We start from the raw sequence: 21,844 nt of genomic DNA, 5'->3' as shown, positions 1-21,844 counted from the left end.
TGAGGGTTGGAGTCAGCCTTGCGGCGCGGCGTCGGGGCCTTTGGCCGTGGAGATCTCGCCGGTCTCCATCAGCTGCTTGAAACGGCGTAGCTCGCGGCGCGCCTGAATCTTCGGCTCCTTCTGGAAGAGCTTGGCGATCAACTTGCCCAGGTCGCCACCGGGTGGCTCATAGACAATGGTCGCGGTGACTTCGGTCCCGCGACCGGGCGGGCCGTCGCGAAATTCGACGCGACCGGCGTTCTTGATGTCGGCGCCTTCGGCCGACTCCCAGGCCAGCAGTTCGTTCTCGACCTCTTCGGTCAGGATGCTGTCCCACGCGACGGTCCTGCCGGCCGGGGCCTTGACCACCCAGTGCGAGCGGCGGTCGTCGCCCGGCGTGACACTTTCGACGTTCTCCATGAACAGCGCCAGATTCCGGAAGTCGCGCCAGAAGGCGTAGAGCTCGGCGCGTGGACGATTGATGGTGACGGTGCGGCCGACCAGGGCCGCTTCATGCCAGCCGCGCTCTTCAGCCACCTCATGGGCGATGTCGCGTTGATGGACTGCGGCGGTCAGCGGCGCGTCGCTGTCCAGCGCACGCGCGAGGGTCTCTTCCGACATCTTCGGTCTCCCGGGTTTGGCGGATCAACCTCTCGCCCGACCGCTTGTTCCGAAGGCCAAGGTTCAAGACGCGGGCGCCCATCAAATGAAGGCCCCAAGGCGGCGCCAACCACGCGGCAGCCCCAACAGGCTGAGTTTTTGAGGCCCAGTCCCGGCGCCGGCAGCCCGACATTGGAACGGGGGTCGACCACCTCCGTTTGTGCTGCTCGCCGCCTCAAACGCGGCTCACATGATCAAGGAGGCAAGACGATGCGCCATCTGCGCTCGCGCCGAGCCTCCGTTCAGCTGTCTGGAGTAGCAACCATGTTTGGTGGCGATCGCCTCTCGCGCCTCGGCGCTTTTTCCCCGCAGTTTCCCGACGCGGACGCCCTGCACAAGGGCTTGGCCCATTGGAACCATCGCCGCCTCTCACCGGAAACGCCGAGCGAGTCCTGGCGTGACGACCTCAGTGAAGAACGACGTATGAAGCGCCTCGAAGGCGAATATGTCGAAGCCTTCCGCGCGCATATCCAAGATCTGGTCGTCGACGTGCCGACGGACGCTGAGGCCTTCGTCGCCTGGTTCGAGGCGCTGAAGGAACACGGCCCCGGCCAGGGGGATCCCTTGTTCGACTGGCTGGAAGGCTCGGCCGCCTTCGAGGATCTCAAGTGGTTCCTGACCCAGGAGGCGGCCGGCGAGGCCGGGTTCGACGACCTGGTCGCCCTGACCCAGGTCAAGATTCCCGATCGCGCCAAGCTCGAACTGGCCCGTAACTACTGGGACGAGATGGGCCGCGGCAATGCGCGCGGCATGCACGGCCCTATGCTGGAGCGGACCACCGCCACCCTGGGCATCGCCCCGACCATCGACACCACCCTTTGGCAGTCCTTGTGCCTGGCCAACACCATGACCGCCTTCGCCACGACCCGGCGCTACACCTGGCACTCGATCGGCGCCCTGGGCGTGGTCGAGCTGACCGCCCCCACCCGCGTGGCCTGCGTCGACGCCGGTCTCAAGCGCGTCGGCGTCGCACCCGAGGCGCGCAAGTACTTCGCCCTCCACGCCCATCTGGACGTCGAGCACTCCAAGGCCTGGAACGCCGAAGCCCTGATCCCGCTGGTCTCGGAAGATCCAAACCGGGCGCGCTTCATCGCTGAAGGCGCGCTGATGCGTCTGATCTGCGGCGAGCAGTGCTTCGAGACCTATCGCGCCCATCTGTGGGCCCACACCCATCCGCTCGTCTACGCGGCGGAGTAGGCGCCATGGCCAGCGTGTTCGATGTCTCGCCCTATGACGGCGGCTGGTGCGTGAAGATCGCCGACACCGGCGAAGTGCTCTTCTTCGACGCGCGCCGCCGCGCGATCGCTCGAGCCAGAGGGCTCGCGCAATCCTGGCCACAGGCGGTGCAGGTCAAGGTGCACGGCAGATGTCGTCCGAGGCGCGAAGCCTGGGCGCAAGCGCCGAGCGACTTTGCCTATCCGCTCGGAGCGCCGGTATGACCCTCGCCCTCAAGCGGGCGCCGTCATCGCGCCCATTCGACCGCGCCGCGCCTCAGGCCGTCGAAACCATGATCCGGTTCTCGATCGCGCCAACAGACGCTGGCCCCTGGCTCTGGCGGACGTTCGACAACGACGGCGGCGTCCGGAGCCAAGGTTTGGCGGCGTGCCGAAAGCAAGCCGCCGCCTTAGTCATCCGCGACATCATTCAGGCCTGCGAACCGGTCGCGCCCTCCCTTCCCGCGTTTTCCGCGAAGGCGGCCTGACATGCGCGTTCTCGAGACGGCGACCTATCGCGGCCCGCACCTCTACGCCAATCGGCCGATGATGCGGATCCAGCTGGACCTGGGCGCCCTGGAGGCCTGGCCGACCCAAAGGCTTGCAGGCTTCACCGATCATCTGATGGTCGCCCTGCCCGGCTTGGAGTCGCACGGCTGTTCCTACAAGTCGCACGGCGGGCTGCTGCTGCGGATGCGCGAGGGCACTTGGCTGGGCCACGTGATCGAGCACGTCGCTCTCGAGCTGCAAAAGATGGCCGGGATCGAGGCTGGGCATGGCAAGACGCGGTCGGTCAAGGGCCGGCCGGGCGTCTACAACATCCTCTACGTCTATGAGGGCGAGGGTCTGGGTCGCGCGGCGGGACGGGCCGCCATCGAGCTGGTCCACAGCCTGCTGCCGCACGAATTGCAAGGCGTGGACGGCCTAAACCGGATCGCCCCGCCGATCGGCGACCTGCCCCCGCCGCTGTTCGACCTGCGCCGCACGCTGGAGCAGCTGCGCGCCATCGCCCGACGCGAGACGCTGGGCCCGACGACGCGCGCCCTGGTCAACGCGGCGCGCCGCCGGGGCATCCCAGTCCAGCGCCTCGACGAGCAGAGCCTGATCCAGCTTGGCTGGGGCGCGCGGCGCAAGCTGATCCGCGCCAGCATCACCGGCCAGACCAGCCACATCGCCGTGATGACGGCCGGCGACAAGGCCCTGACCAAGACGCTGCTGACGGCCGCCGGCCTTCCGGCGCCGAGCGGCAGCGTCGTGCGCACGCTTGACGAGGCGCTTGCCCAAGCCAGACGGATCAAAGGGCCGGTGGTCCTAAAACCGCTGGACGGCAATCACGGTCGAGGCGTCAGCCTGGGCCTGGAAACGCCGGACCAGGTGCGCTGGGGCTACGAGCAGGCGATCAAACACGGTCGCCGCGTCATCGTCGAAGAACAGTATGTCGGCCACGACTACCGCATCCTGGTGATTGGCGGCCAGGTCACGGCCGTCGCCGAACGGGTCCCGGCGCAGGTGATCGGCGATGGGGCCAGCACCGTGGCCCAGCTGATCGAGGCCGTGAACCAGGACCCGCGACGCGGGGCCGGCCACGAGCAGGTGATGACCCGCATCGTCGTCGACGACCAAGTCCGCGAGATGCTGGCGCGGGTCGACCTTTCGCTGGACGCCGTGCCGGCGTCCGGCGCCGTGGTCGTCCTGCGCGCCACCGCCAACCTCTCGACCGGCGGCACGGCGATCGACCGCACCGATGTCATCCACCCTGACAATGCCGCCATCGCCCGCCGCGCCGCCCTGACGGTCGGGCTGGACGTGGCCGGCATCGATTTCATGGCCCCTGACATCACGCGCTCGGTTCGCGAGACCGGCGGCGGCATCGTCGAGATCAACGCCGCGCCGGGCTTTCGCATGCACCTGGAGCCTTCCGAAGGCGAGCCGCGCGACGTGGCCAAGGCCGTGGTCGAAAACCTCTTCCCGCCTGGGGCCCGCAGCCGTATCCCAATCTGCGCGGTGACCGGCACCAACGGCAAGTCGACCGTCGTGCGGATGGTCGCTCGCATCGCCCGTGAGATGGGCAAGACCGTGGGCCTGACCAACACCACCGGGGTCTATGTCAACGACGAGAAGATCCTGGACGCCGACGCCAGCGGCCCCAAGAGCGCGCGCATGGTGCTGCGCGATCCGACCGTCGAGGTCGCGGTCCTCGAAACCGCGCGCGGCGGCATGCTTCGGGAAGGCCTGGCCTTCGACCGTTGCGACGTCGGGATCGTGCTCAACGTCACGGCCGACCATCTGGGCCTCAAGGGCGTCGACACCTTGGAAGACCTGGCGGCGGTCAAGTCGATCGTTACGGAGTCCGTCGCCCGGCGGGGGATCAGCGTGCTGAATGCCGATGATCCGCTGACGCTTCGGATGGCGCGTCATGCGGGCGGGCGCATTGGGTACTTCACCCTCAAGGGCGGCCCGGACATGAGCCCGTTCCTTCAAAAGCATGTCGCCGAAGGCGGCCTCTTGGCGGCGTTGGAGTCCTCGGTTCGAGGCGGTGAGCTGGTGCTGCACGACAAGGGCCAGCGTTGGTTGCTCATGCACGCCGATGCCCTGCCAGCCAGCCTCAACGGCATGGCGCGGTTCAACATCGCCAACGCCCTGGCGGCGATCCTGGCCGGCCACGGCCTGGGGGCGACGCCGCAGATCATGGCCCGCGCGCTGGGCGCCTTCAGCTCGTCGCACGCCGAGAACCCGGGGCGGTTCAACATTCATGACGCCCATGGTTTCAGAGTCATTGTCGACTATGCCCATAACCCCGGCGCCATGCGCGCCATGGGAGACCTTGTCGCCCAGCTGCGGCCCAAGGTCGGCCGCGTCATCGGCGTCGTTAGTATCCCGGGCGATCGACGCGACGAGGACATCCTGGAAATGGGCGCGATCGCCGCCGAGATGTTCGACGACCTGATCTTCCGCGAGCTTCCGGACGGCCGGGGCCGGCCCGCAGGTTCGGTGCTCTCGCTGCTCACCGACGGCGCCCTGGGCGCCGGTTTTCCCGATGAGCGCATCCATCGCATTCTCAGCGAAACGCGGTCGGTCGAGGCGGCCTTGCGCATGGCCCGCTCTGGCGACCTGGTGCTGGTCTTCCCAACCGCGGTCGATGCGGTCTGGAAGCAGGTGACGGCGTTCCAGCCGACAAGCGCGCCAGCGTCGCAGGCGGGTGAACCGGAGGTCGCCCTTGCCTGAGGCCCGCGTGCGTGACGGCCATTGGGCGATCATCGTGCATGGCGGGGCCAAGGACATTCCGCCTGGTCTGGAACAGGTCCACCGCGACGGCTGCCTGCTGGCGCTCGCGGTCGGCCAGGCGATCCTGGAGGCCGGCGGCAGCGCTCTCGACGCCGTCGAGGCGGCGGTCCGAGCCCTGGAGGACGACCCGACCTTCAACGCGGGCTATGGCGCGGTGCTGAACGCCAAGGGCGAGGTCGAGCTCGACGCGGCGATCATGGATGGCGCGACCCTGAACGTCGGCGGCGTGGCGGCGGTCAGGACCCTGCGCCACCCGATTTCGGTGGCGGCCTCCATGCTGACGGAAAGACCCGTGCTGCTGGTCGGCGACGGGGCCGAGGTCTTCGCCCGCGATCACGACGGCGAATGCTGCGATCCCAAGGACCTGGTGGTCGAACGCCCGGGCGATCCCGGCTGCGACACGGTCGGCTGCGTGGCGCTGGATCGCCAGGGCAACCTGGCCGCCGGCACCTCGACCGGCGGCCTGACCGGCTGCCATCCCGGACGGGTCGGCGACAGTCCCCTCCCTGGCTGCGGCCTCTATGCCGACAACGCCGTCGGCGGGGTGTCGCTGTCGGGTGACGGCGAGAGCCTGATCCGCACCGCCCTGGCCGCCCATCTCATCAACAGCCTTGAAACCACCCCCCCGGGCCGAGCCATCGCCGCGGCGCTGGAGCGCTTGGCGCGGGTCGGCGGCGAGGCCGGACTGATCGTCATCGACGCCGACGGACGCATCGACTGGGGGCACAACAGCGCCCAGTTCGCCGTCGCCCACGCTTGCTCGGGACACCCCCCTCAGGCCTTCGTCAATCGGGCGCAGGACGTCCAGAAAGACCAGACATGACCCCCGCTTCGACCGCTGAAGGCCCGCTGATCATCATCGGAGGGCACGAGGACAAGGAGGGCGAGAAGACCATCCTCAAGGCCGTCGCCGAGCGCCTGAAGGGCGGCCGCCTGGTGCTGGCCACCATCGCCTCGCACGCCCCCGAGGGCTACTTTGAAACCTATCAGACGGCCTTTGCCGCGCTGGGTGTCACAGATCTCGTCGAACTCTATATCGAAGACCGCGCCGAGACCCACCAGGCCGACAAGCTGGCCCTGCTGGACCATGCCGCTGGCGTGTTTTTCTCCGGCGGCGATCAGTTGCGGATCAGCAGCCAGATCGGAGACACCCCAATCGAGGCGCGAATCCGCGAGATCTGGCGCGGTGGCGGCGTTTTGGCCGGCACGTCGGCCGGCGCCTCGGTGATGAGCGACACCATGATGGTGCGCGGCGCCAGTTCCGAGACCCACCGGATCGGCGACCTGCAGATGGCGCCGGGCCTTGGCCTGGTGCGCGACACCATCATTGACCAGCACTTCGCCGAACGCGGCCGCATCGGCCGCTTGCTGGGCGCTGTCGCCCAGAGCCCGCGCGTGCTGGGCGTCGGCATTGACGAGGATACCGCCATCGTCCTCGAAGGCGACGACTTCAAGGTCATTGGCAGCGGCGCGGTCTATGTCGTCGACGCCGAGGGCGTCAGCGCCTCCAATATCGCCGAGGCTCGCGCCGAGCGGGCGCTGTCGATCTTCGACGTGCGCCTACATGTGCTGGCCAGCGGCGATGGTCTCAACCTGACGACCCGCCGGCCGCACGGCCAGCCGCAAGCCTTGGACTAGGCGCGCTCGATCACCGCCCCGACCGCGGCGATACGCTCGACGTCGGCATAGGCGTCGCGGCGCAATTCCCCGGCGAAGATATCCGGGTCCAGCTCCTCGTAGGTCAGCCGGCAAGGCGCGCGGGCGACCATGTCTTCCAGAGCCGCGCGCAGGGCGTCGATGCCGCCGTCGAGGATCGCGCTGCCGGTGTAGACCACCAGCCGGCCCCCCGGCGCCAGGCGTTCGAGCGCCTGGCCTGTCCAGTCGAGCGCCAAGCGCGCGCCGTGCATGTCGCCACCGTCCTTGTAAGCGCGTCCGGAAACGCCCGCGACATAGGGCGGGTTAGCGACGATGAGATCGTAGGGACCGTCCAAGGCGGCCATCCCATCGCTGATGAGGGTTCGCGCCGCCACGCCGTTATAGGCGGCGTTCACCGCCGCCAGCGCCAGCGCCGCGCCATTGACGTCGCCCAGATCGACGCGGGCGGCAGGGTGGAGGCGGCCGGCGACCAGGCCGCCGACACCCGCGCCGCAGCCGATTTCGGCGATGGAGCCGACCTGGAAGCCAGCCGTGGCTTGCGCGATGAGGCGCGCGAAGCGGTAAGAGTCCGGACCCAGGAAAACCGCGTCGCTGGCCGTGGCGGGAAAGGCCGAATGCAGCAACAGCATCCCCGCTAGCCGCGACACGCGCAACACGCTTCGGCACGCCTCGCCGTCCTCAATGAGAATGCCGGCCGCCTTGCCCAAGGCCAGGATGACCGGGTCAAGATCGGCGCCGGCCACGGCCTGGCTCCACCCGAAGAGCGCTCGGAGCGGCGCGGCCTGCGACAGACGCCGGTCGGCGCCGCGGCGGCTCACCGATGGGGTCGGGGTGACGAAATCATAGCCCGCTGCATCCAGCGCCGCTAACAGCGCAAGCAGCGCATCGCGGTTCAGCGCGGCGTGCGGGCCCGCTGGGTCTTGGCCGACGCGCGCCTGCGGCGCCAGAGGCGAGCGATGATCAGTCCACACGTGCGGCCCCGCTGTCGCATCACGCCTCGGATCGGAGGCTGCGTCGTTGCGATGATGGCTTGCGCAACGCGACGCCGATCACCGGCGTTCCGCCACGATCATTTGAAGGCTCAGCGTCAGACCGCATCGCTCTGCAGGCGCAGGTAGGCCGGGTCGAATTGGCCGAGCTGCGCCAAGGCTGTCCAATCGTTGATCGTCACCTGCCCGCTCTTCCACTCGACGAGGCCTTGCCGGCGCAGCTCCATCAACACGCGGTTCACATGGACCTGCGTCAGCCCCAGGACATCGCCAAGATCGACTTGGGTCATGGGCAGGGCGAACTTGAAGTCGCTGGCCAGGCGGGCCGCCTCCAGGCGGGCATAGAGCTCGCACATCAAGTGCGCCAAACGGCTGGCGGCGTTCTGCTGGCCCATAGTCACCAGCCACTGGCGATGGATGGCGCCGTCGACCACGGTCTCCAGCCACAGGAGCCGGGTTAGGTGAGGATGCTCTTCGGTGAGGCGGCGAAGGTCTTCATGGGCGGCCGGCGCGATGACACAGTCGGACAAAGCCAGGACCCCATGGTCCATCTGGCGCATCAGCAGGCTGTGCAGGTCGACAAAATCGCCGGCGACGTTGATTTCGGTCAGTTGGCGCCCGCCGCTCGGCGTCAGGCTGAAGCGGGCGCAATAGCCGCTGACCAGAAAGGTGCTGAAATGGGGCCGGTCGCCCGGTTCGATCAGTGGCTTTCCCGCCGGCACCGCGCGAGCAGGCCCCAGCAGGCGCGCCAGGGCCTCGCGCTCGACCGGCGTAATGGCATCCCGTCGGTTCATCTTCTCGATCAGTGGCGCGATCGCGGCGGACAAGGACATTGCATGCGAGGCCAAAGGCCCTCCCCAACGAAGCCGACGCCAATCAAAAGACAGGGGCCGATAACCTAGATTGCCGATAACCTAGATTAACGCGCGGCCCGATCGATCCGCCTAGATTCTCCGTCCACCGGAGGTTCTCTTGATCGCCCCACTCATGTTCGTCGCCGCGGCTAACGCGCTCAAAGCGATCTGGATCAACTTTGGCATGGACGCCGTGGATCCTTTCGCGCGCGCGCACGGCGAGCTCGCCGAGCACCGCGGCTGCGAACGCCTCGGGATCTGGCGTGAGGACAGCGGCATCGCGCTCTTCTCGCGTATGGGCCCGGGCCAAGCGTCTTGAACCGTCTTTTGATTGCAAGCCTCGACCGCTTCGGCCCGCTGGGCGATGGTCTGCGCGAGCGGCTGACGGCGTGCGTCCTCAAGGCGGAGACATTCGAGGCGGGCGAGGTCATCGCCCCGGCCGGGGCCCGCGCCCAGCTGCGCCTCCTGGCGCGGGGGCTGGCGGTCAAACAGACGGTCTTGGCCGACGGTGCGCGCCAGATCTTCAGTGTCGCCACGCCCGGCGACCTGATCGATCTTGCCGGCCTTTTCGTCGGGGCAGACCATGAGATCAGGGCGCTGGGGCCTTGCGAGGTACGCCGGCTTGGCGAGCGCGAGCTGCAGACCCTGCTACACGACCATGCCAGTTTGCTGGCCGCACTTTTGCGGGCGGTGCTCACCGAGGCCCGCGCGCAGCGAAACTGGATGGTGGGCCTGGGCCGCCGGTCAGCCGCCGCGCGCACGGCCAATTTCTTCTGCGAAATCTACTGGCGTCAACAGACCCTGGCGCTGGCCAAGGACGGCCGCTGCGCCCTGCCCGCCGTCCAGAACGACATCGCCGATGCGCTGGGCCTGTCGGTCGTGCACATCCACAGGGTGTTGCGCGGTTTGCGCGATGATGGCTTGGCGGTCTTCAAGAGTGGTGGCCTTCAGATCCTGGACTGGGATCGACTGGCCGCGCTGGGGGACTTCGCCCCCGAGGCCTTCAGGCCCCAGATCGACCAGGCGGTCGGCGTCGTCCGGCCAGCGTCGCACGCGCCCTAGCGCGAGACGCTCGAGGCGATCAATTGATGCCCGAGGCGGCGTCCGGGAACGCTCGGGCGCGCGGAGGTTTGCGTCTAGGCGGCCCCTCCCGGCGAGGCCTTGGACGTTCAGATCGCTTGGCGATCAGGGCGAACGTCGATCGCGTCGAACCGGCCAGCCGCCATCCGCCGCGCCCGATCGAGGATCCGGATATGACGCCCCTGCCCCTCCACCACGCCGGTCGCGCGCAGGGCCTTGATCATCCGGCTCGGATGGATGGCGGTCATCCCCAGACCCTTGCTGAGCTGGATGTGGCTCAGTGGCGGCTCAAAAGCGTCTTCGGCCGCCAGGCCGACCCGTGCGAGGCGAGGGGTGATCTCACACAGGCAGCGCGCCAGACGTCCATCGCCGGCCTGCCCCCGGCCCAGGAACCCGTCGCGGTGGCCAGCCCCCTCCAGCGCCGTCTCCAACCCCAACCGGCGCATCCGGTGGGGCTGCTCCTGGGTTATGCGCCGGCGCTTATCGGGCGGCGCCGCGGCGGCGATCAGCCGATCCCCCCTCTACGCCGCCATCGTCCATCAGCTCCTGTTCATCAAGGACCGCCGAGCGTGCGGCGATGAGCACCTATCACTTCGAGATCGACAGTGACGGCGCGACGACCACCGAAATCGTCGAGGCAGCGGACGAGAACGCCGCCATTCGCCAGGCGTTGCTGCTGATTTCCGAGATCCTGCGCGACCACGGACTCTCCAGCCACGAGGCCATCACCGTGCGCCTGCTCGTGCGCGACGCCGGCGGCCAAACGGTGTGGAGCGGCGGCGCGACCGGCGGTCAAACGGGTCCGGCGGCGCCCAGCGACGGGCGGCTGGGCCCGGCCGGCGATCCGGCCGAAGGCAAGCGCGCCCTTGATGACCAAGCTCGCCCGCGTTGAAGCGTGGTCCATGGAAGCGCGTTCGTCCCCGATCCTGCCCTCGTCGCCGATCAGAAGATGGACGACCGCAACCGAAGCTTGGCTTTGACGTTGTGGCCGAGGGAGGGCTGCTGATTCCGCGACGCCCTGCCGCTCGCAATCGCCTTGCCGGATCGCCGCCCTGATGAGCTTGATCGACACCCAGGTTCCGCTGCGCGGCGAAGTGGCGAGCCTGCTGAACGCGGCCGGCGCCCGCACGCGCCTGGGCCCGCCGGCCAGTTGGCCCCAAGGTCTGCGTCAGCAGATCCATGTCATACTCAGCGCGGCGTTTCCGATGTTCCTGGTTTGGGGGCCCGACCGGATCCTGATCTATAACGACGCCTATCGCCCCATCCTCGGCGACAAGCACCCAGACGCGCTTGGTCAGCCTTTCTTTGGCGTTTGGCCCGAGGTCCGCGGCGCCATCGAACCGGTCATCGAGGCCGCGTTCGGCGGCGAGGCCGCCGTCTACGAGGACTTGCCAGTCGTCCTGCATCGCGATGGTCGGACCCGATCAGCCTTCTTCACCTTCTCCTACAGTCCCGTGCCGGTCGACGGCGAGATCCCGGGCGTCCTGTGCGTTTGCGTCGAGACAACTTCAGCGGCCCAGGAGCGCGCGGCGCGGGAGGAGAGCGAACGCACCCTGCTCTTCCTGGATCATCTGACCCGGGCGACCTCGTCGCTGGCCAGCGCCGACGCGGTGATGAGCCGCGCCGCACAGATGATCGGCGAGCACCTGGACGTGGGCATCTGCGCCTATGCCGACATGGATGCCGACCAGGATGGGTTCACCATTCGCGGCGACTGGTCCGGGCCTGGGTCGACCTCGATCGTGGGGCGCTACCGGCTGGCCGACTTTGGCCGGATGGCGGTGGAGAACCTCACTCAGGGCTTGCCGCTGGTCATCAACGACAATCGTGTCGAGCTCGCGCCACACGAGGCGGCCACCTTCCAGGCCATCGGCATCGGCGCGACCGTCTGCATGCCGCTGGTGCGCGATGGGCGGCTGCGCGCGCTGATGGCGGTGCACCACAAGGGCCCTCACGTCTGGACGGATCGCGAGCTGGCCGTGGTGCGCGAGGTCACCGAGCGATCGTGGGCGTTTGTCGAACGGGTCGGCGCCCAGTCCGAGCTGCGCGACAGCGAGGCCGAGCTTCGGCGGATCACTGACGCAGCGCCGCTGCTGATCGCCTATGTCGACAGGGACAGGCGCTACCGCTTCATCAATCGCGCTTACGAGGTCTGGTTTGGCCAAGCGCGCGAGGCCATCCAGGGCCGCCGGGTCGAGGAGGTCCTCGGCGACGCCTATGCGCCGGTCGCCCCCCACCTGGAAGCGGCCCTGGCGGGTCAGCGGGTGACCTTCGAAAATCAGATCAACTACCCGGCCGCCGGCGTCAGGGACGTGCAGGTGGACTACGTGCCGCGAAGGGGTCCCGATGGGTCGGTCGTGGGTTTTTACGCGGTCATCTCCGACATCACCAAACGGCTCGAAGCCGAGCGCGCGCTTCTGCAAAGCGAGACGCGCCTGCGCCTGGCCACCGAATTTGGCGAGGTCGGCCTGTGGGACGTCGACAACGGTGATGGCGCGCTGTTTTGGGATGATCGTGTCCGCGCGCTCTTTGGCCATTCCCCGGGCGTGCCGGTCACCATGGCCGATTTCTATCAGGGCCTGCACCCCGACGACCTGAAGGAAACCTCGCGCGCCTACGCGGCCGCCGCCGACCCGGCTCAACGTGGGCTTTATGATGTCGAGTATCGCACGATCGGCGCCGAGGATGGCGTCGAGCGTTGGGTGGCGGCCAAGGGGCGGGGCCTGTTCGACGACAACGGTCGCTGTCTGCGGGTGGTGGGCACAGCGATCGACATCACGACCCGCAAGCACGCCGAGGAAGCCCGCGATTTGCTGATGCGCGAGGTCGATCACCGGGCGCGCAATTCGCTGGCCATCATCCAGTCGGTCGTCCGCTTGACCGAAGCGCCCGATCCGGCCGCCTTCCGCCAGGCGATCCATGGCCGCATCGAGGCCATGGCGCGGGCTCAGACGACGCTGGCCAAGGGCCAGTGGCGCGGCGGCACCATCGCCGAAGTGGTGCGCGACGAGCTGCTGTCGTCGGCGAGCGCGGCCTCGCGGGTGAGGCTGTCGGGCGGCGAGATCGCCTTGCCGGCCGACCACCTCCAACCGTTGAGTATGATCCTGCACGAACTGGCCACCAACGCGACCAAGTACGGCGCCTTGTCGGTGCGCGAGGGCACGGTCGAGGTCAGCTGGGCCAGCGCGGCGGATGGTTGGTCGCTGCATTGGCAGGAGCGTGACGGCCCGCCGACCACGCCACCGGCGCGTTCGGGTTTCGGATCGCGCCTGATGGCCAATCTCGCGCGCCAGCTCGATGGCCAGATCGCCTTCCATTGGGGGCCCGAGGGCCTGTCGGTCGATCTGATCAGCCGGCGAGCGAGCGCCTAATCGCGCTCTGGCCCCATCGGCGGAAGGTGATTTGCCGCTCGGCCCTGGCGCCGCTCTCGGCAAGCCAGCCCGCGCTGACATCGGGCCACCCATCGTTTGATCGTTGCCGGAACAGGCGGGTGCGCGGGCGGTTGAGACCGCGACCTCTTCCCACTTGCGGAACATCGATCCATGGCGACCACGGCGAAAACGAAGGCCAAGCAAAAATCCGCGCGCGCGACGACCAAGGCCCAGGCGGCCCCCAAGGCGCGCGGCACTGACGCCATCTCCCTGCTCGAAGCCGACCACCGGGAGGTGGAGGACTACTTCGAGAGCTACGAACGCCTGACCGAGGCGGCCGAGAAGAAGGCGCTGGCCGACAAGATCTGTCTGGCCCTGAAGGTCCACACCCAGATCGAAGAAGAGTTCTTCTACCCGCCAGCGCGCGAGAAGACCGGCGACGGCGACCTGATCGACGAGGCCATCGTCGAGCACATGGGGGCCAAGACCCTGATCGCCCAGATCGAAGCGGGCCTGCCCGACCAGCCGCTCTACGACGCCAAGGTCAAGGTGCTTGGCGAACAGGTTCGCCACCACGTCGAGGAAGAGGAAAGCGAACTCTTCCCCGAGGTGCGGGCGACCAATCTCGATCTGGACGCCCTGGGGGCCAAGCTGGCGGCCCGCAAGGCCGAGTTGATGGCGCAGCTCGCGCCGCCCGCCCTCGCCTAGCCGCGCGGTTTTTCGCGCCTCAGGCGCGCATCCCTTTTCGAAGTCAGGACCGACCATGCCGACCAAGACCAAGCCGCCCGCCAACCCGCCGTCCGCGCCCGACACCACAGTCGGCGTCGAGACGCTCACGGCCCCAGGCGGTGAGCTTCACCAGCAGGCCAGCGGCGAGCCGACCCAGCTGACCACCAACCAAGGCGTGCCGATCGGCGACAACCAGAACTCGCTGAAGGCCGGCGCCCGCGGTCCGGTGCTGCTGCAGGACTTCATCCTGCGCGAAAAGATCATGCATTTCGACCACGAGCGCATCCCCGAGCGCGTGGTCCATGCCCGCGGTTCGGCCGCCCACGGCTTCTTCGAGTGCCTGGAAGATCTGTCGGCGATCACCGCCGCCGACTTCCTGCAGCGGCCCGGCGAGCGCATTCCCGTCTTCACCCGATTTTCGACCGTGGCCGGCAACAAGGGGTCCATGGACTTGGCCCGCGACGTGCGCGGCTTCGCCGTCAAATTCTACACCCAAGCTGGCAATTTCGATCTCGTCGGCAACAACATCCCGGTGTTCTTCATCCAGGACGCCATCAAGTTTCCCGACCTCATCCACGCGGCCAAGCAAGACCCCGATCGCGAATTCCCCCAGGCTCAGACCGCCCACGACACCTTCTGGGACTATATTTCGCTGACGCCCGAGAGCATGCACATGATCATGTGGATCATGTCGGACCGCACCATCCCCCGCTCCTACCGGATGATGGAAGGCTTTGGCGTGCACACCTTCCGGCTGGTCAACGCCGCCGGTGACAGCACCTTCGTCAAGTTCCACTGGCGTCCCAAGCTCAATTCCCAATCGGTGGTGTGGGACGAGGCCGTCAAGATCAACGGCGCCGATCCAGACTTCCACCGCCGCGACCTTTGGGAAGCGATTGACACCGGCGACTTCCCCGAATGGGAGTTCTGCCTGCAGACCTTCGGCCAGGACGAGGCCGACGCCCTGCCCTTCGACGTGCTCGACCCAACCAAGATCATCCCCGAGGAGGTCATCCCCTTGCGCGTCGTCGGACGCATGGTCCTAGACCGCAACCCCGACAACTTCTTCGCCGAGACCGAGCAGGTGGCCTACTGCGCCTCGCACGTCGTGCCCGGCATCGACTTCACCAACGATCCGCTGCTGCAGGGGCGGCTGTTTTCCTATCAGGACACCCAGCTCAAGCGCCTCGGCTCGGCCAATTTCCACCAGATCCCGATCAACCAGCCCAAATGCCCGTTCCACAACCTGCAACGCGATGGCCACATGCAGATGAGCGTGCCCAAGGGCCAGGTGAACTACGAGCCATCCAGCCTCGGCGACGACGTCAAGCGCGAGAGCCAGGCCAACGGCTATCGGACCTTCCCCGCTTCGGAGGCCGGCGAGCAGCTGCGCCTGCGGCCCGAGACCTTCGCCGACCACTACAGCCAGGCGCGCCTGTTCTTCCTGAGCCAGACCGAGCCGGAACGCGACCACATCGTCGCGGCCCTGATCTTCGAGCTGTCCAAGTGCAACGTGCCACGCGTGCGCGATGCGGTGCTCTCGCGCCTGGTCTATATCGAGGAGAGCCTGGCCGCACGGGTCGCCGCGGGCCTTGGCGTCAAGGATCCGATCACACCGGCGCCAGCGCCCATCCCGGCCCAGGACCTGCCGCTTTCGCCGGCGCTTAGCATCCTGGCCAAGGCCGCTCCGGGCCTGGTCGGCCGCAAGGTGGGGGCCCTGGTGACCGATGGCGTCGACGATGCGCTTTTGGACGCGCTCAGGGCGGCGGTCGAGGGGGCGGGCGCCAAACTGGCGATCATCGCCCCGACCATCACGGGCGCGACCACCGCCGGGGGCCAGTTGATCCCCGCCGACTTCCGCGTCGACGGCGGCCCATCGGTGTTGTTTGACGCCGTGGCGGTCTTGCCGTCGGATGAGGGCGGCGCGGCCTTGGCGCTGGAAACCGCGGCGGTCAACTTCTTGCGTGACGCCTTCGGCCATCTGAAGGTCATCGCCTATCTGCCGGCCGCCGCGCCGCTGTTCGTCAAGGGCGGGCTTTCCGACGCTAATCCCGACGCCGACGCGGGCCTCATCAACCTGCCCACCAAGGCGATCGCCGATTTCATCAGCGCCGCCGAAGCCGGACGGGTCTGGGCGCGTGAGCCGCTGGTGCGCAAGGTCTTCTGAAGACTTGTCCACGGCCTGGCGCCGCCAGGCCGTGGACGGCGGCGTCGTGACGACTTTTTTGCGCGTTCGCGGCGGAACAACCGGCCTCGACAGCGCTTATGGTCTTGTCCAGGCAGCGCCTTTAAGGCCTCGGGACGCTAGCGGCCCGGCATACGCCCCCCCGACGATCGCCGGGCCGCATCCTCCCCGTCAGCCGTTTATCGCGCCCAAGCCTGGACGCCGCGATCATAGCCCATGCCCAAAGCCGTGATACCGCCCAGATAGACGACGCCGCACGCGCGGCATCCTACGCACGCGGCCATTCGAGCGCTTGCGCCAAGCTCCTCGTCCGGCTCAGCCCGCGGCGGCCCGTTCCAAGGCCTGCGCTTCTTCCAGCGCACGCCAAATCCCAAAACGGCGCGAGGACCCAAGCGCAGCCGTCAGTCAGGCTGACCGGGCCGTACCGGCCGGGCGTTCCCCAAGCGCGGTCGCGCGTTTCAAAAGATCGTCGCGGGCAGCGCCCAACGTTCCGGTCGCAACTCACCGGGGGCCCACGAGTTGTGGCCCTGCCCGTGCGCCCATTGCGCGCCTGCTTGAGAATTTTTCATGCCCGACGCCGCCTCCCCCACGCCCATTGTCGGCGAAACCCTGGCGCCGGGCGCGCGGCCTCATCGCCAGTCCAAGACCGCCAGCGTCCAATCGCCAGCTTCAGCCATCGCCCTCGCCCTGTCGCGCAAGGCCGGCGTCAAGGGCGCGGCGACCCTGGTTCATTTAGCGTCCAGCGAGCGACGCGCCGAAGAGATCGGCCGGGCGCTGGCGGGCTTTACGCCGCACCTGGACGTGCTGGTGCTACCGCCCTGGGATTGCCTTCCCTATGACCGCGCCTCGCCCTCGCGCGACGTGATGGGCCGTCGCCTGCGCGTCCTCAAACAATTGGCCGATCCGCGCGCGCGGCGTGTCCTGATCACCTCCCCCGAGGCCCTGGTGCAAAAGCTGCCACCGCCCGCGGCTTTGCGGGACGCGGTTTGGGCGCTGACAGTGGGTCAGGCGCTGGACCGCCAAGCGCTCGCCGCCTTCGCGGCCCGCACGGGCTATGTGGTCGATGACCGGATCGACGAGCCTGGCGAGATCGCCTTCCTCGGCGAGGTCATCGACGTGTTTCCCGCCGACGCGCCCTGCCCGGTGCGCATCTTGCTCACGGACGACCGCATCGTCGAGATGCGCACCTATGATCCCCTGACCCAGCGGTCCGAAGGCGAGATCAAGGTCCTGCGTCTTGGGCCCGCCAGCGAGCTGCTCCTCATCCCGGATGCGAACGGGACCTTGCCCGATCGCGCAGCCGGCGCTGAGCACGCCATGGCCGAGCACTATGGATCGCTCGTCTCCTTGTTTGATCTCCTGCCCAAGGCGCGGCTGTCGATCGACGCCAAGGCCCAGGGACGGCTGGACGAGGTCGAGGCCCATGTGCTGGATGCGTTCGAAGCTCGCGTCAGCCACGGCGGCGGCGTCGATCCCGGATCGCCCGACGGCCTCAACCTCCTGGGCCCGGCCTTGAAGGCGGCAATCGCCTCATGGACGAGCGTGCGCTTGGATGTCGGCGGCTTCGAGCCGATCGCCAGCCTTGCCCTGCAGCGCAATCCTGGACGGGCTTTCTGCGATCTCATCGATCGTCACCGCCAAGAGCATCGGCGCGTGGTGTTGACCGGCCTTCGCCAGGAACTTCGGCCCTTGGCCCGCGCCTTGGCGCGCGGCCTGGACCTCAAGCCCGAACCGGTGGCCGACTGGGCCGCGGCGATGGCCAGCCCGCGCGGCGCCGTGGTCAGCGTCGAATTGGATCTCGACACAGGTTTCGTCGAGCGCGCACAGGATCTCGTCGTCATCGCCGCCAGCGACGTGGCCGGCGGCCGAACCGCCCCGCGCGCGGCGACGAGCATCCAGGACCTGCTGGCCGAACCGGACCTGCGGCCTGGCGATGTCGTGCTGCACGAAGACCATGGCGTGGGCGTGCTGCGCGACCTCATCCGGATCGAGATCGACGGGTTGGAGCGCGACACCTTGCAGCTGGAATATTATGGCGGCGACACGCTACAGGCGCCGGTCGAGGAGATCGGCCGGATCTGGCGCTACGGCGCGGAGGAAAGCGCCGTCACCCTCGACCGCCTCAAGGGTGATGGCTGGGCCAAGCGTCGCGCCCAAGTCCATCGCCACCTGGAGGCGGCGGCCGCGCAGCTTGTGGCCCTAGCCCGCGCCCGCCAGGCAAAGACCTGCGCCGCCATCGTCCCGGCCAAGCCGGCCTACGCCAAGTTCGCCGCCCGGTTTGCCTATCCCGAAACCGCCGATCAGGCCGCGGCGATCGCGGCGGTCCTGGCCGATCTGGCCTCGGGCCGACCGATGGACCGGCTGGTGTGCGGCGATGTCGGCTTTGGCAAGACCGAGGTGGCCCTGCGGGCCGCCGCCGCCGTGGCTTTGAGCGGCCGGCAGGTCGCCCTGGCCGCGCCAACCACCGTGCTGGCCCGCCAGCACGTCGAGACCTTCAAGCGACGCTTTTCCGGCACCGGTGTCGGCGTGGCGCACCTGTCGCGGCTAGTCACGCCGGCGGAGGCCAAGGCCGTGAAGGCGGGCCTGGAAAGCGGCGAGATCGGCGTCGTCATCGGCACCCAGGCCTTGGCGGGCAAGGACGTGGCGTTCGACAATCTGGGCCTGATGATCATCGACGAGGAGCAGAAGTTCGGCGCGGCTTTGAAGTCCCGGCTGCGGGCGATGGCCGACGATGGCCACCTGCTGACGCTAACGGCCACGCCGATCCCGCGGACCTTGCAGGCGGCGATGATCGGCGCGCAGGACGTTTCGGTGATCGCCAGCCCTCCAGCGCGTCGCCGTCCGATCCGCACCTTCCTGGCGCCGTTCGACGCGGCCAGCCTGCGCATGGCGCTGCTGCGCGAGAAACGTCGCAATGGCCAGAGCTTCGTGGTCGTGCCCCGCATCGAGGACATCGATCCGCTCGCCCAGCAGCTGGAAAGCCTGGTTCCGGAGCTCTCGGTCCGCGTGGCCCACGGCGACCTGACCGCCGAGGACGCCGACGCGGTGATGGTCGGCTTTGCCGATTGCGACGGCGACGTCCTGCTGGCCACCAACATCATAGAAAGCGGATTGGACGTGCCGCGGGCCAACACCATGATCGTCTGGCGACCGGATCGTTTTGGCCTGGCCCAACTCCACCAGCTACGGGGTCGCGTCGGCCGGGGCCGCACCCAGGGCGTGGCTTATCTGCTGGCCGACCCGCAGGACGATCTTTCCGAAGCCACGCGGGCCCGGCTTTCAACCCTGGAGGCCTTCGATCGGTTGGGCTCTGGGCTGGCCATCAGCGCGCGCGACCTGGATCTTCGCGGCGGCGGCGATCTGGTCGGCGAGGATCAGGCCGGACACATGCGAATGATCGGCGCGGGCCTTTACCAGCGCCTCTTGGCCCAGGCTCTGGGGATTGCGCGCGGTGAGGCCAAGGCCGACGACTGGACGCCCGATATCGATCTGGGCGGGCCAGGCGCTATCCCGACGGTCTATGTTCCGGACGCGGTGACGCGGATCAATCTCTACGGACGGCTGGCGCGACTGGAGGGGGCTGGCGAGATCGACGCGTTCGAGGAGGAGTTGGAAGACCGCTTTGGTCCCCTCCCCTTGGAGGTCGGCGCCCTGCTCGATCAGGCGCGGCTGCAGCGTCTGGCCAAGAGCGCGGGCGTTCGCCAGGTGCGGGCTGGTCCCAAGGGCGTGTCCCTGGCAATGCCCAAGGCCGAGTTGGCCGCCGCAGAAGTGCGCCTGTCGCGCTGGCGGGCGGCCTTGAGCATCGGCGAGGACAAGCTGATCGTGGCCGAAGCGCGTGAGGGCGAGGCCGAGCGCCGCGCGCTCGTCCAGGATCTGCTCTTCGCCCTCAGCCCCTAGCGACGCGTTCAGAGCGCCGTTTTGACCCCAAGCGGCCGAGGGCCGGCAAGCGCTCGCCGGCTGCAGTTGTTTTCGATCGGGCGGCCGGCGTCCAGTGCGCCGCATAGAGGCGTGCAAAACGACATCGAGGATCGTCATTCCCTCAGAAGCTGGGTTGGATCGACGCCGACACGACGCGACACCGCTCGCCCAGTGCGCCGGCCTCTGCGCCGACGACCAGCAGGTTCGAGCGCCCGCACCCACCAGCAGGCACAACGCGTGAAAGCGACGCCATCGTGCGGGCCGGCCATGCTTTGGGCGGCGGCTGCAGTGCGCTTGTCCAGCACGATCGCGCGTCGCGACGGCCGCAGCAGCCCGTCCAGGCCCCGTGCAGCCGGCTCTGTCCATCAGGCACCGCAGCCTGTCGTCGCCGATCAGAGGCCAACCGGCCAAGGTCAGCTGAACGCCGCCGACCGGGCGTCATCCCCCGGAACGATTCAAGGGAACAGCGAGACGATCTCAAGCGTAGTTTAGGTGTGCAGCACCAAACGCGTCCTTCGAGACCTTTGGGCGAGCGCGGTAAGTCTTTGCGACAAGCAGGAGGCTCGATGATGTCCGCTTACAGGTTCAAGTCAAATCAGGTCACGCGTTCCCGCGTCCATCCTGTGAAACGGCCGGACAGAACATCACGCGCCGCGCTTGGCGTCCCCGACTTAAAGCCGTGATGGCCTGGCGCGTTCGCATCAGGCCGCACCCTCGACTTCACCAGGAGGCCTAATGCCTCGACCGCTCGCCGATCGGCTCGAGCGCCACCAGCGCCCCGGTCTCCGGGCGCTCCCTTGCGTGGAGTCCAGCGTGCGATCCGTCCGTGACGCGCCAAGCGCTGGTTCGCCACGCAGATTGCTGCTTTCGACAGTCCATCCGAGCCCATTGCGAGGATCAGGCTGACGGCTCACGCCTGCCGATCTCTCAAGAACTGTGGCAGCTCCAGCTCCGGCAGCCAGGGTTCGCGCCGGGATGTCCAGCTCTCGTAGTCCGGCGCGAAAAGGCCCGTTTCATCGAAACTGCCCAACGAAAGTTCGTACTCCTCGCCTCCATTGACGCCTTGATTGACGGCAAGCACCCGCGAGCCGCACCGTCCGCAGAAATAACGAACATAGCCAGGCGAGCTCTCCCAAGCGGCCATTTGGCCGCTGACGATCACCTGGTCGGGAGCAAAGACCAGGAAAGGATTGAAGGCGCCCGCGTGCGCCTTGCGGCACGTCAGGCAGTGACACAGGCCGCCCCGTTTCGGCGGACCGTTGACGGAAAAGCGGAGCTGTCCACAGGCGCAGCCGCCCCACTGTGCGATTTGAGTGTCCATGGCGATCCAACGCGCGGATCGCCATGGCGGGCGCCGGGTCGCTTGCGCCCAAGACGAAGAGTCCACAAGGGCCGTCAGGTCTGGCCCGCCAAACGCGAGGCGCTACGCCGCCGCCCCGTCTCGCGCTGTGGCTGTCTATCCCACGCGTCGCTCGCTGCGACGCACGAGCTGGATGAGAAGCGAGCCGGCCAGCGCGCGTGGATCGCGTCCGTCGAGATAGGCGTAGGTCGAACCAAAATCGCTCTCGACCGTCAACCGGTCGTAGTCGCCGGCGCGCCAAAAGCCGGCATAGGGATGTCCGTCCAGTTCGATTTCAAAGGCGTGCATGTCGGGCTCTCGATAACCGGAGCCATGAGCGCGCGAGGCCCTATTCCGGTTGCATGGTCGGGCCGATCGGGATGGCCAGGATCACCACCGATCCGTGGCCCTGACCGGGCTGGTCGCACCGACACGACCGCTGCGCAGCGCGAAGACCGCGGCTTTGCGCGCGAGGCCGGCGGCGGCCTCGTCGATCGCGGCCTAGCCGGCGCTAAGCTTAGCGCCGCGCCCGCCGCGCCCCCTCCGTAGACGGGAAAACCGTCCTGGCTCAGGCGCTGGTTCTAA

The 21,844-nt window shown here is 68.1% G+C and carries 19 protein-coding genes; 13 read left to right on the top strand and 6 right to left on the bottom strand.

Translation table 11 applies throughout. The annotated features are described in order from the left end of the window. Positions 1-12 precede the first annotated feature (12 nt). Complete coding sequence (locus tag AC1RR5_RS20300; protein WP_492924405.1) at positions 13-600, bottom strand: SRPBCC family protein; 588 nt, start codon at positions 598-600, stop codon at positions 13-15. Positions 601-1,062: 462 nt separating this feature from the next. Between AC1RR5_RS20300 and AC1RR5_RS20295 the strand changes: the two genes are divergently transcribed. Genes AC1RR5_RS20295 through AC1RR5_RS20270 form a run of 6 tightly spaced genes read left to right on the top strand, consistent with a single transcriptional unit; the run spans position 1,063 to position 6,776 of the window. After that, complete coding sequence (locus AC1RR5_RS20295) at positions 1,063-1,836, top strand: iron-containing redox enzyme family protein (protein ID WP_492924403.1); 774 nt, start codon at positions 1,063-1,065, stop codon at positions 1,834-1,836. A gap of 5 nt (positions 1,837-1,841) precedes the next feature. Further along, on the top strand, positions 1,842-2,078 hold the full coding sequence (locus AC1RR5_RS20290) for a DUF2188 domain-containing protein (RefSeq protein WP_492924401.1): 237 nt from the start codon (positions 1,842-1,844) through the stop codon (positions 2,076-2,078). Beyond that, entirely contained in the window at positions 2,075-2,341 is a 267-nt protein-coding gene (locus AC1RR5_RS20285; protein WP_492924399.1) for a hypothetical protein, read from the top strand. Before AC1RR5_RS20290 ends, AC1RR5_RS20285 begins: the two co-directional genes overlap by 4 nt. Before the next feature lies 1 nt (position 2,342). Further along, entirely contained in the window at positions 2,343-5,078 is a 2,736-nt protein-coding gene (cphA, locus tag AC1RR5_RS20280; RefSeq protein WP_492924397.1) for a cyanophycin synthetase, read from the top strand. Continuing rightward, a complete protein-coding gene (locus AC1RR5_RS20275) occupies positions 5,071-5,961 on the top strand; it encodes an isoaspartyl peptidase/L-asparaginase family protein (protein WP_492924395.1) in 891 nt (296 codons plus the stop codon). The genes cphA and AC1RR5_RS20275 overlap by 8 nt, the downstream gene beginning before the upstream one ends. After that, the gene (locus AC1RR5_RS20270; protein ID WP_492924393.1) at positions 5,958-6,776 is read left to right on the top strand and encodes a cyanophycinase; all 819 of its coding nucleotides are present in this window, start codon (positions 5,958-5,960) and stop codon (positions 6,774-6,776) included. The genes AC1RR5_RS20275 and AC1RR5_RS20270 overlap by 4 nt, the downstream gene beginning before the upstream one ends. On the opposite strand, the gene AC1RR5_RS20265 is transcribed toward AC1RR5_RS20270, so the two are convergent. After that, positions 6,773-7,765 (bottom strand): methyltransferase, encoded by a 993-nt coding sequence (locus AC1RR5_RS20265; protein WP_492924391.1) that lies wholly within the window; start codon positions 7,763-7,765, stop codon positions 6,773-6,775. The two genes, AC1RR5_RS20270 and AC1RR5_RS20265, sit on opposite strands and share 4 nt — an antisense overlap. Positions 7,766-7,881: 116 nt before the next feature. Continuing rightward, positions 7,882-8,616, bottom strand: coding sequence for a Crp/Fnr family transcriptional regulator (locus AC1RR5_RS20260; protein WP_492924389.1), 735 nt, complete (start codon positions 8,614-8,616; stop codon positions 7,882-7,884). 139 nt (positions 8,617-8,755) lie between these two features. Between AC1RR5_RS20260 and AC1RR5_RS20255 the strand changes: the two genes are divergently transcribed. Next, the gene (locus AC1RR5_RS20255) at positions 8,756-8,956 is read left to right on the top strand and encodes a hypothetical protein (RefSeq protein WP_492924387.1); all 201 of its coding nucleotides are present in this window, start codon (positions 8,756-8,758) and stop codon (positions 8,954-8,956) included. Next, positions 8,953-9,699, top strand: a complete 747-nt coding sequence (locus tag AC1RR5_RS20250; protein WP_492924385.1) for a Crp/Fnr family transcriptional regulator — start codon at positions 8,953-8,955, stop codon at positions 9,697-9,699. Before AC1RR5_RS20255 ends, AC1RR5_RS20250 begins: the two co-directional genes overlap by 4 nt. A gap of 107 nt (positions 9,700-9,806) precedes the next feature. Here AC1RR5_RS20250 and AC1RR5_RS20245 read toward each other — a convergent pair whose 3' ends face one another. After that, positions 9,807-10,163, bottom strand: coding sequence for a helix-turn-helix domain-containing protein (locus tag AC1RR5_RS20245; protein WP_492924383.1), 357 nt, complete (start codon positions 10,161-10,163; stop codon positions 9,807-9,809). A 131-nt stretch (positions 10,164-10,294) separates the two neighbouring features. On the opposite strand from AC1RR5_RS20245, the gene AC1RR5_RS20240 reads away from it, so the two are divergent. The 5 genes from AC1RR5_RS20240 (at position 10,295) to AC1RR5_RS20220 (ending at position 19,899) form a co-directional block, all read left to right on the top strand. Continuing rightward, positions 10,295-10,609, top strand: a complete 315-nt coding sequence (locus AC1RR5_RS20240) for a DUF6894 family protein (protein WP_492924381.1) — start codon at positions 10,295-10,297, stop codon at positions 10,607-10,609. Positions 10,610-10,772: 163 nt separating this feature from the next. After that, the gene (locus AC1RR5_RS20235; RefSeq protein WP_492924379.1) at positions 10,773-13,088 is read left to right on the top strand and encodes a PAS domain S-box protein; all 2,316 of its coding nucleotides are present in this window, start codon (positions 10,773-10,775) and stop codon (positions 13,086-13,088) included. A gap of 171 nt (positions 13,089-13,259) precedes the next feature. Continuing rightward, positions 13,260-13,796 (top strand): hemerythrin domain-containing protein, encoded by a 537-nt coding sequence (locus AC1RR5_RS20230; RefSeq protein ID WP_492924377.1) that lies wholly within the window; start codon positions 13,260-13,262, stop codon positions 13,794-13,796. A gap of 55 nt (positions 13,797-13,851) precedes the next feature. After that, complete coding sequence (locus tag AC1RR5_RS20225) at positions 13,852-15,984, top strand: catalase (protein ID WP_492924375.1); 2,133 nt, start codon at positions 13,852-13,854, stop codon at positions 15,982-15,984. A 585-nt stretch (positions 15,985-16,569) separates the two neighbouring features. Further along, positions 16,570-19,899: a TRCF domain-containing protein gene (locus AC1RR5_RS20220; RefSeq protein WP_492924373.1), complete on the top strand. Its 3,330-nt coding sequence runs from the start codon at positions 16,570-16,572 to the stop codon at positions 19,897-19,899. Positions 19,900-20,830: 931 nt separating this feature from the next. Here AC1RR5_RS20220 and AC1RR5_RS20215 read toward each other — a convergent pair. Next, complete coding sequence (locus AC1RR5_RS20215; RefSeq protein ID WP_492924371.1) at positions 20,831-21,241, bottom strand: GFA family protein; 411 nt, start codon at positions 21,239-21,241, stop codon at positions 20,831-20,833. Positions 21,242-21,376: 135 nt separating this feature from the next. Then, positions 21,377-21,568, bottom strand: a complete 192-nt coding sequence (locus AC1RR5_RS20210; protein ID WP_492924369.1) for a hypothetical protein — start codon at positions 21,566-21,568, stop codon at positions 21,377-21,379. Between the last annotated feature and the right edge of the window lie 276 nt (positions 21,569-21,844).

This window comes from Caulobacter sp. GW821-FHT11E11, assembly GCF_058808315.1.
This window is presented reverse-complemented; position numbering and strand designations above follow the sequence as displayed.

Coding starts and splice junctions, on each gene's coding strand:
- AC1RR5_RS20300 (WP_492924405.1), bottom strand. CDS start 600: ATGTCGGAAGAGACCCTCGCGCGTGCGCTGGACAGCGACGCGCCGCTG.
- AC1RR5_RS20295 (WP_492924403.1), top strand. CDS start 1,063: ATGAAGCGCCTCGAAGGCGAATATGTCGAAGCCTTCCGCGCGCATATC.
- AC1RR5_RS20290 (WP_492924401.1), top strand. CDS start 1,842: ATGGCCAGCGTGTTCGATGTCTCGCCCTATGACGGCGGCTGGTGCGTG.
- AC1RR5_RS20285 (WP_492924399.1), top strand. CDS start 2,075: ATGACCCTCGCCCTCAAGCGGGCGCCGTCATCGCGCCCATTCGACCGC.
- cphA (WP_492924397.1), top strand. CDS start 2,343: ATGCGCGTTCTCGAGACGGCGACCTATCGCGGCCCGCACCTCTACGCC.
- AC1RR5_RS20270 (WP_492924393.1), top strand. CDS start 5,958: ATGACCCCCGCTTCGACCGCTGAAGGCCCGCTGATCATCATCGGAGGG.
- AC1RR5_RS20260 (WP_492924389.1), bottom strand. CDS start 8,616: ATGTCCTTGTCCGCCGCGATCGCGCCACTGATCGAGAAGATGAACCGA.
- AC1RR5_RS20245 (WP_492924383.1), bottom strand. CDS start 10,163: ATGCGCCGGTTGGGGTTGGAGACGGCGCTGGAGGGGGCTGGCCACCGC.
- AC1RR5_RS20240 (WP_492924381.1), top strand. CDS start 10,295: ATGAGCACCTATCACTTCGAGATCGACAGTGACGGCGCGACGACCACC.
- AC1RR5_RS20235 (WP_492924379.1), top strand. CDS start 10,773: ATGAGCTTGATCGACACCCAGGTTCCGCTGCGCGGCGAAGTGGCGAGC.
- AC1RR5_RS20230 (WP_492924377.1), top strand. CDS start 13,260: ATGGCGACCACGGCGAAAACGAAGGCCAAGCAAAAATCCGCGCGCGCG.
- AC1RR5_RS20225 (WP_492924375.1), top strand. CDS start 13,852: ATGCCGACCAAGACCAAGCCGCCCGCCAACCCGCCGTCCGCGCCCGAC.
- AC1RR5_RS20220 (WP_492924373.1), top strand. CDS start 16,570: ATGCCCGACGCCGCCTCCCCCACGCCCATTGTCGGCGAAACCCTGGCG.
- AC1RR5_RS20215 (WP_492924371.1), bottom strand. CDS start 21,241: ATGGACACTCAAATCGCACAGTGGGGCGGCTGCGCCTGTGGACAGCTC.
- AC1RR5_RS20210 (WP_492924369.1), bottom strand. CDS start 21,568: ATGCACGCCTTTGAAATCGAACTGGACGGACATCCCTATGCCGGCTTT.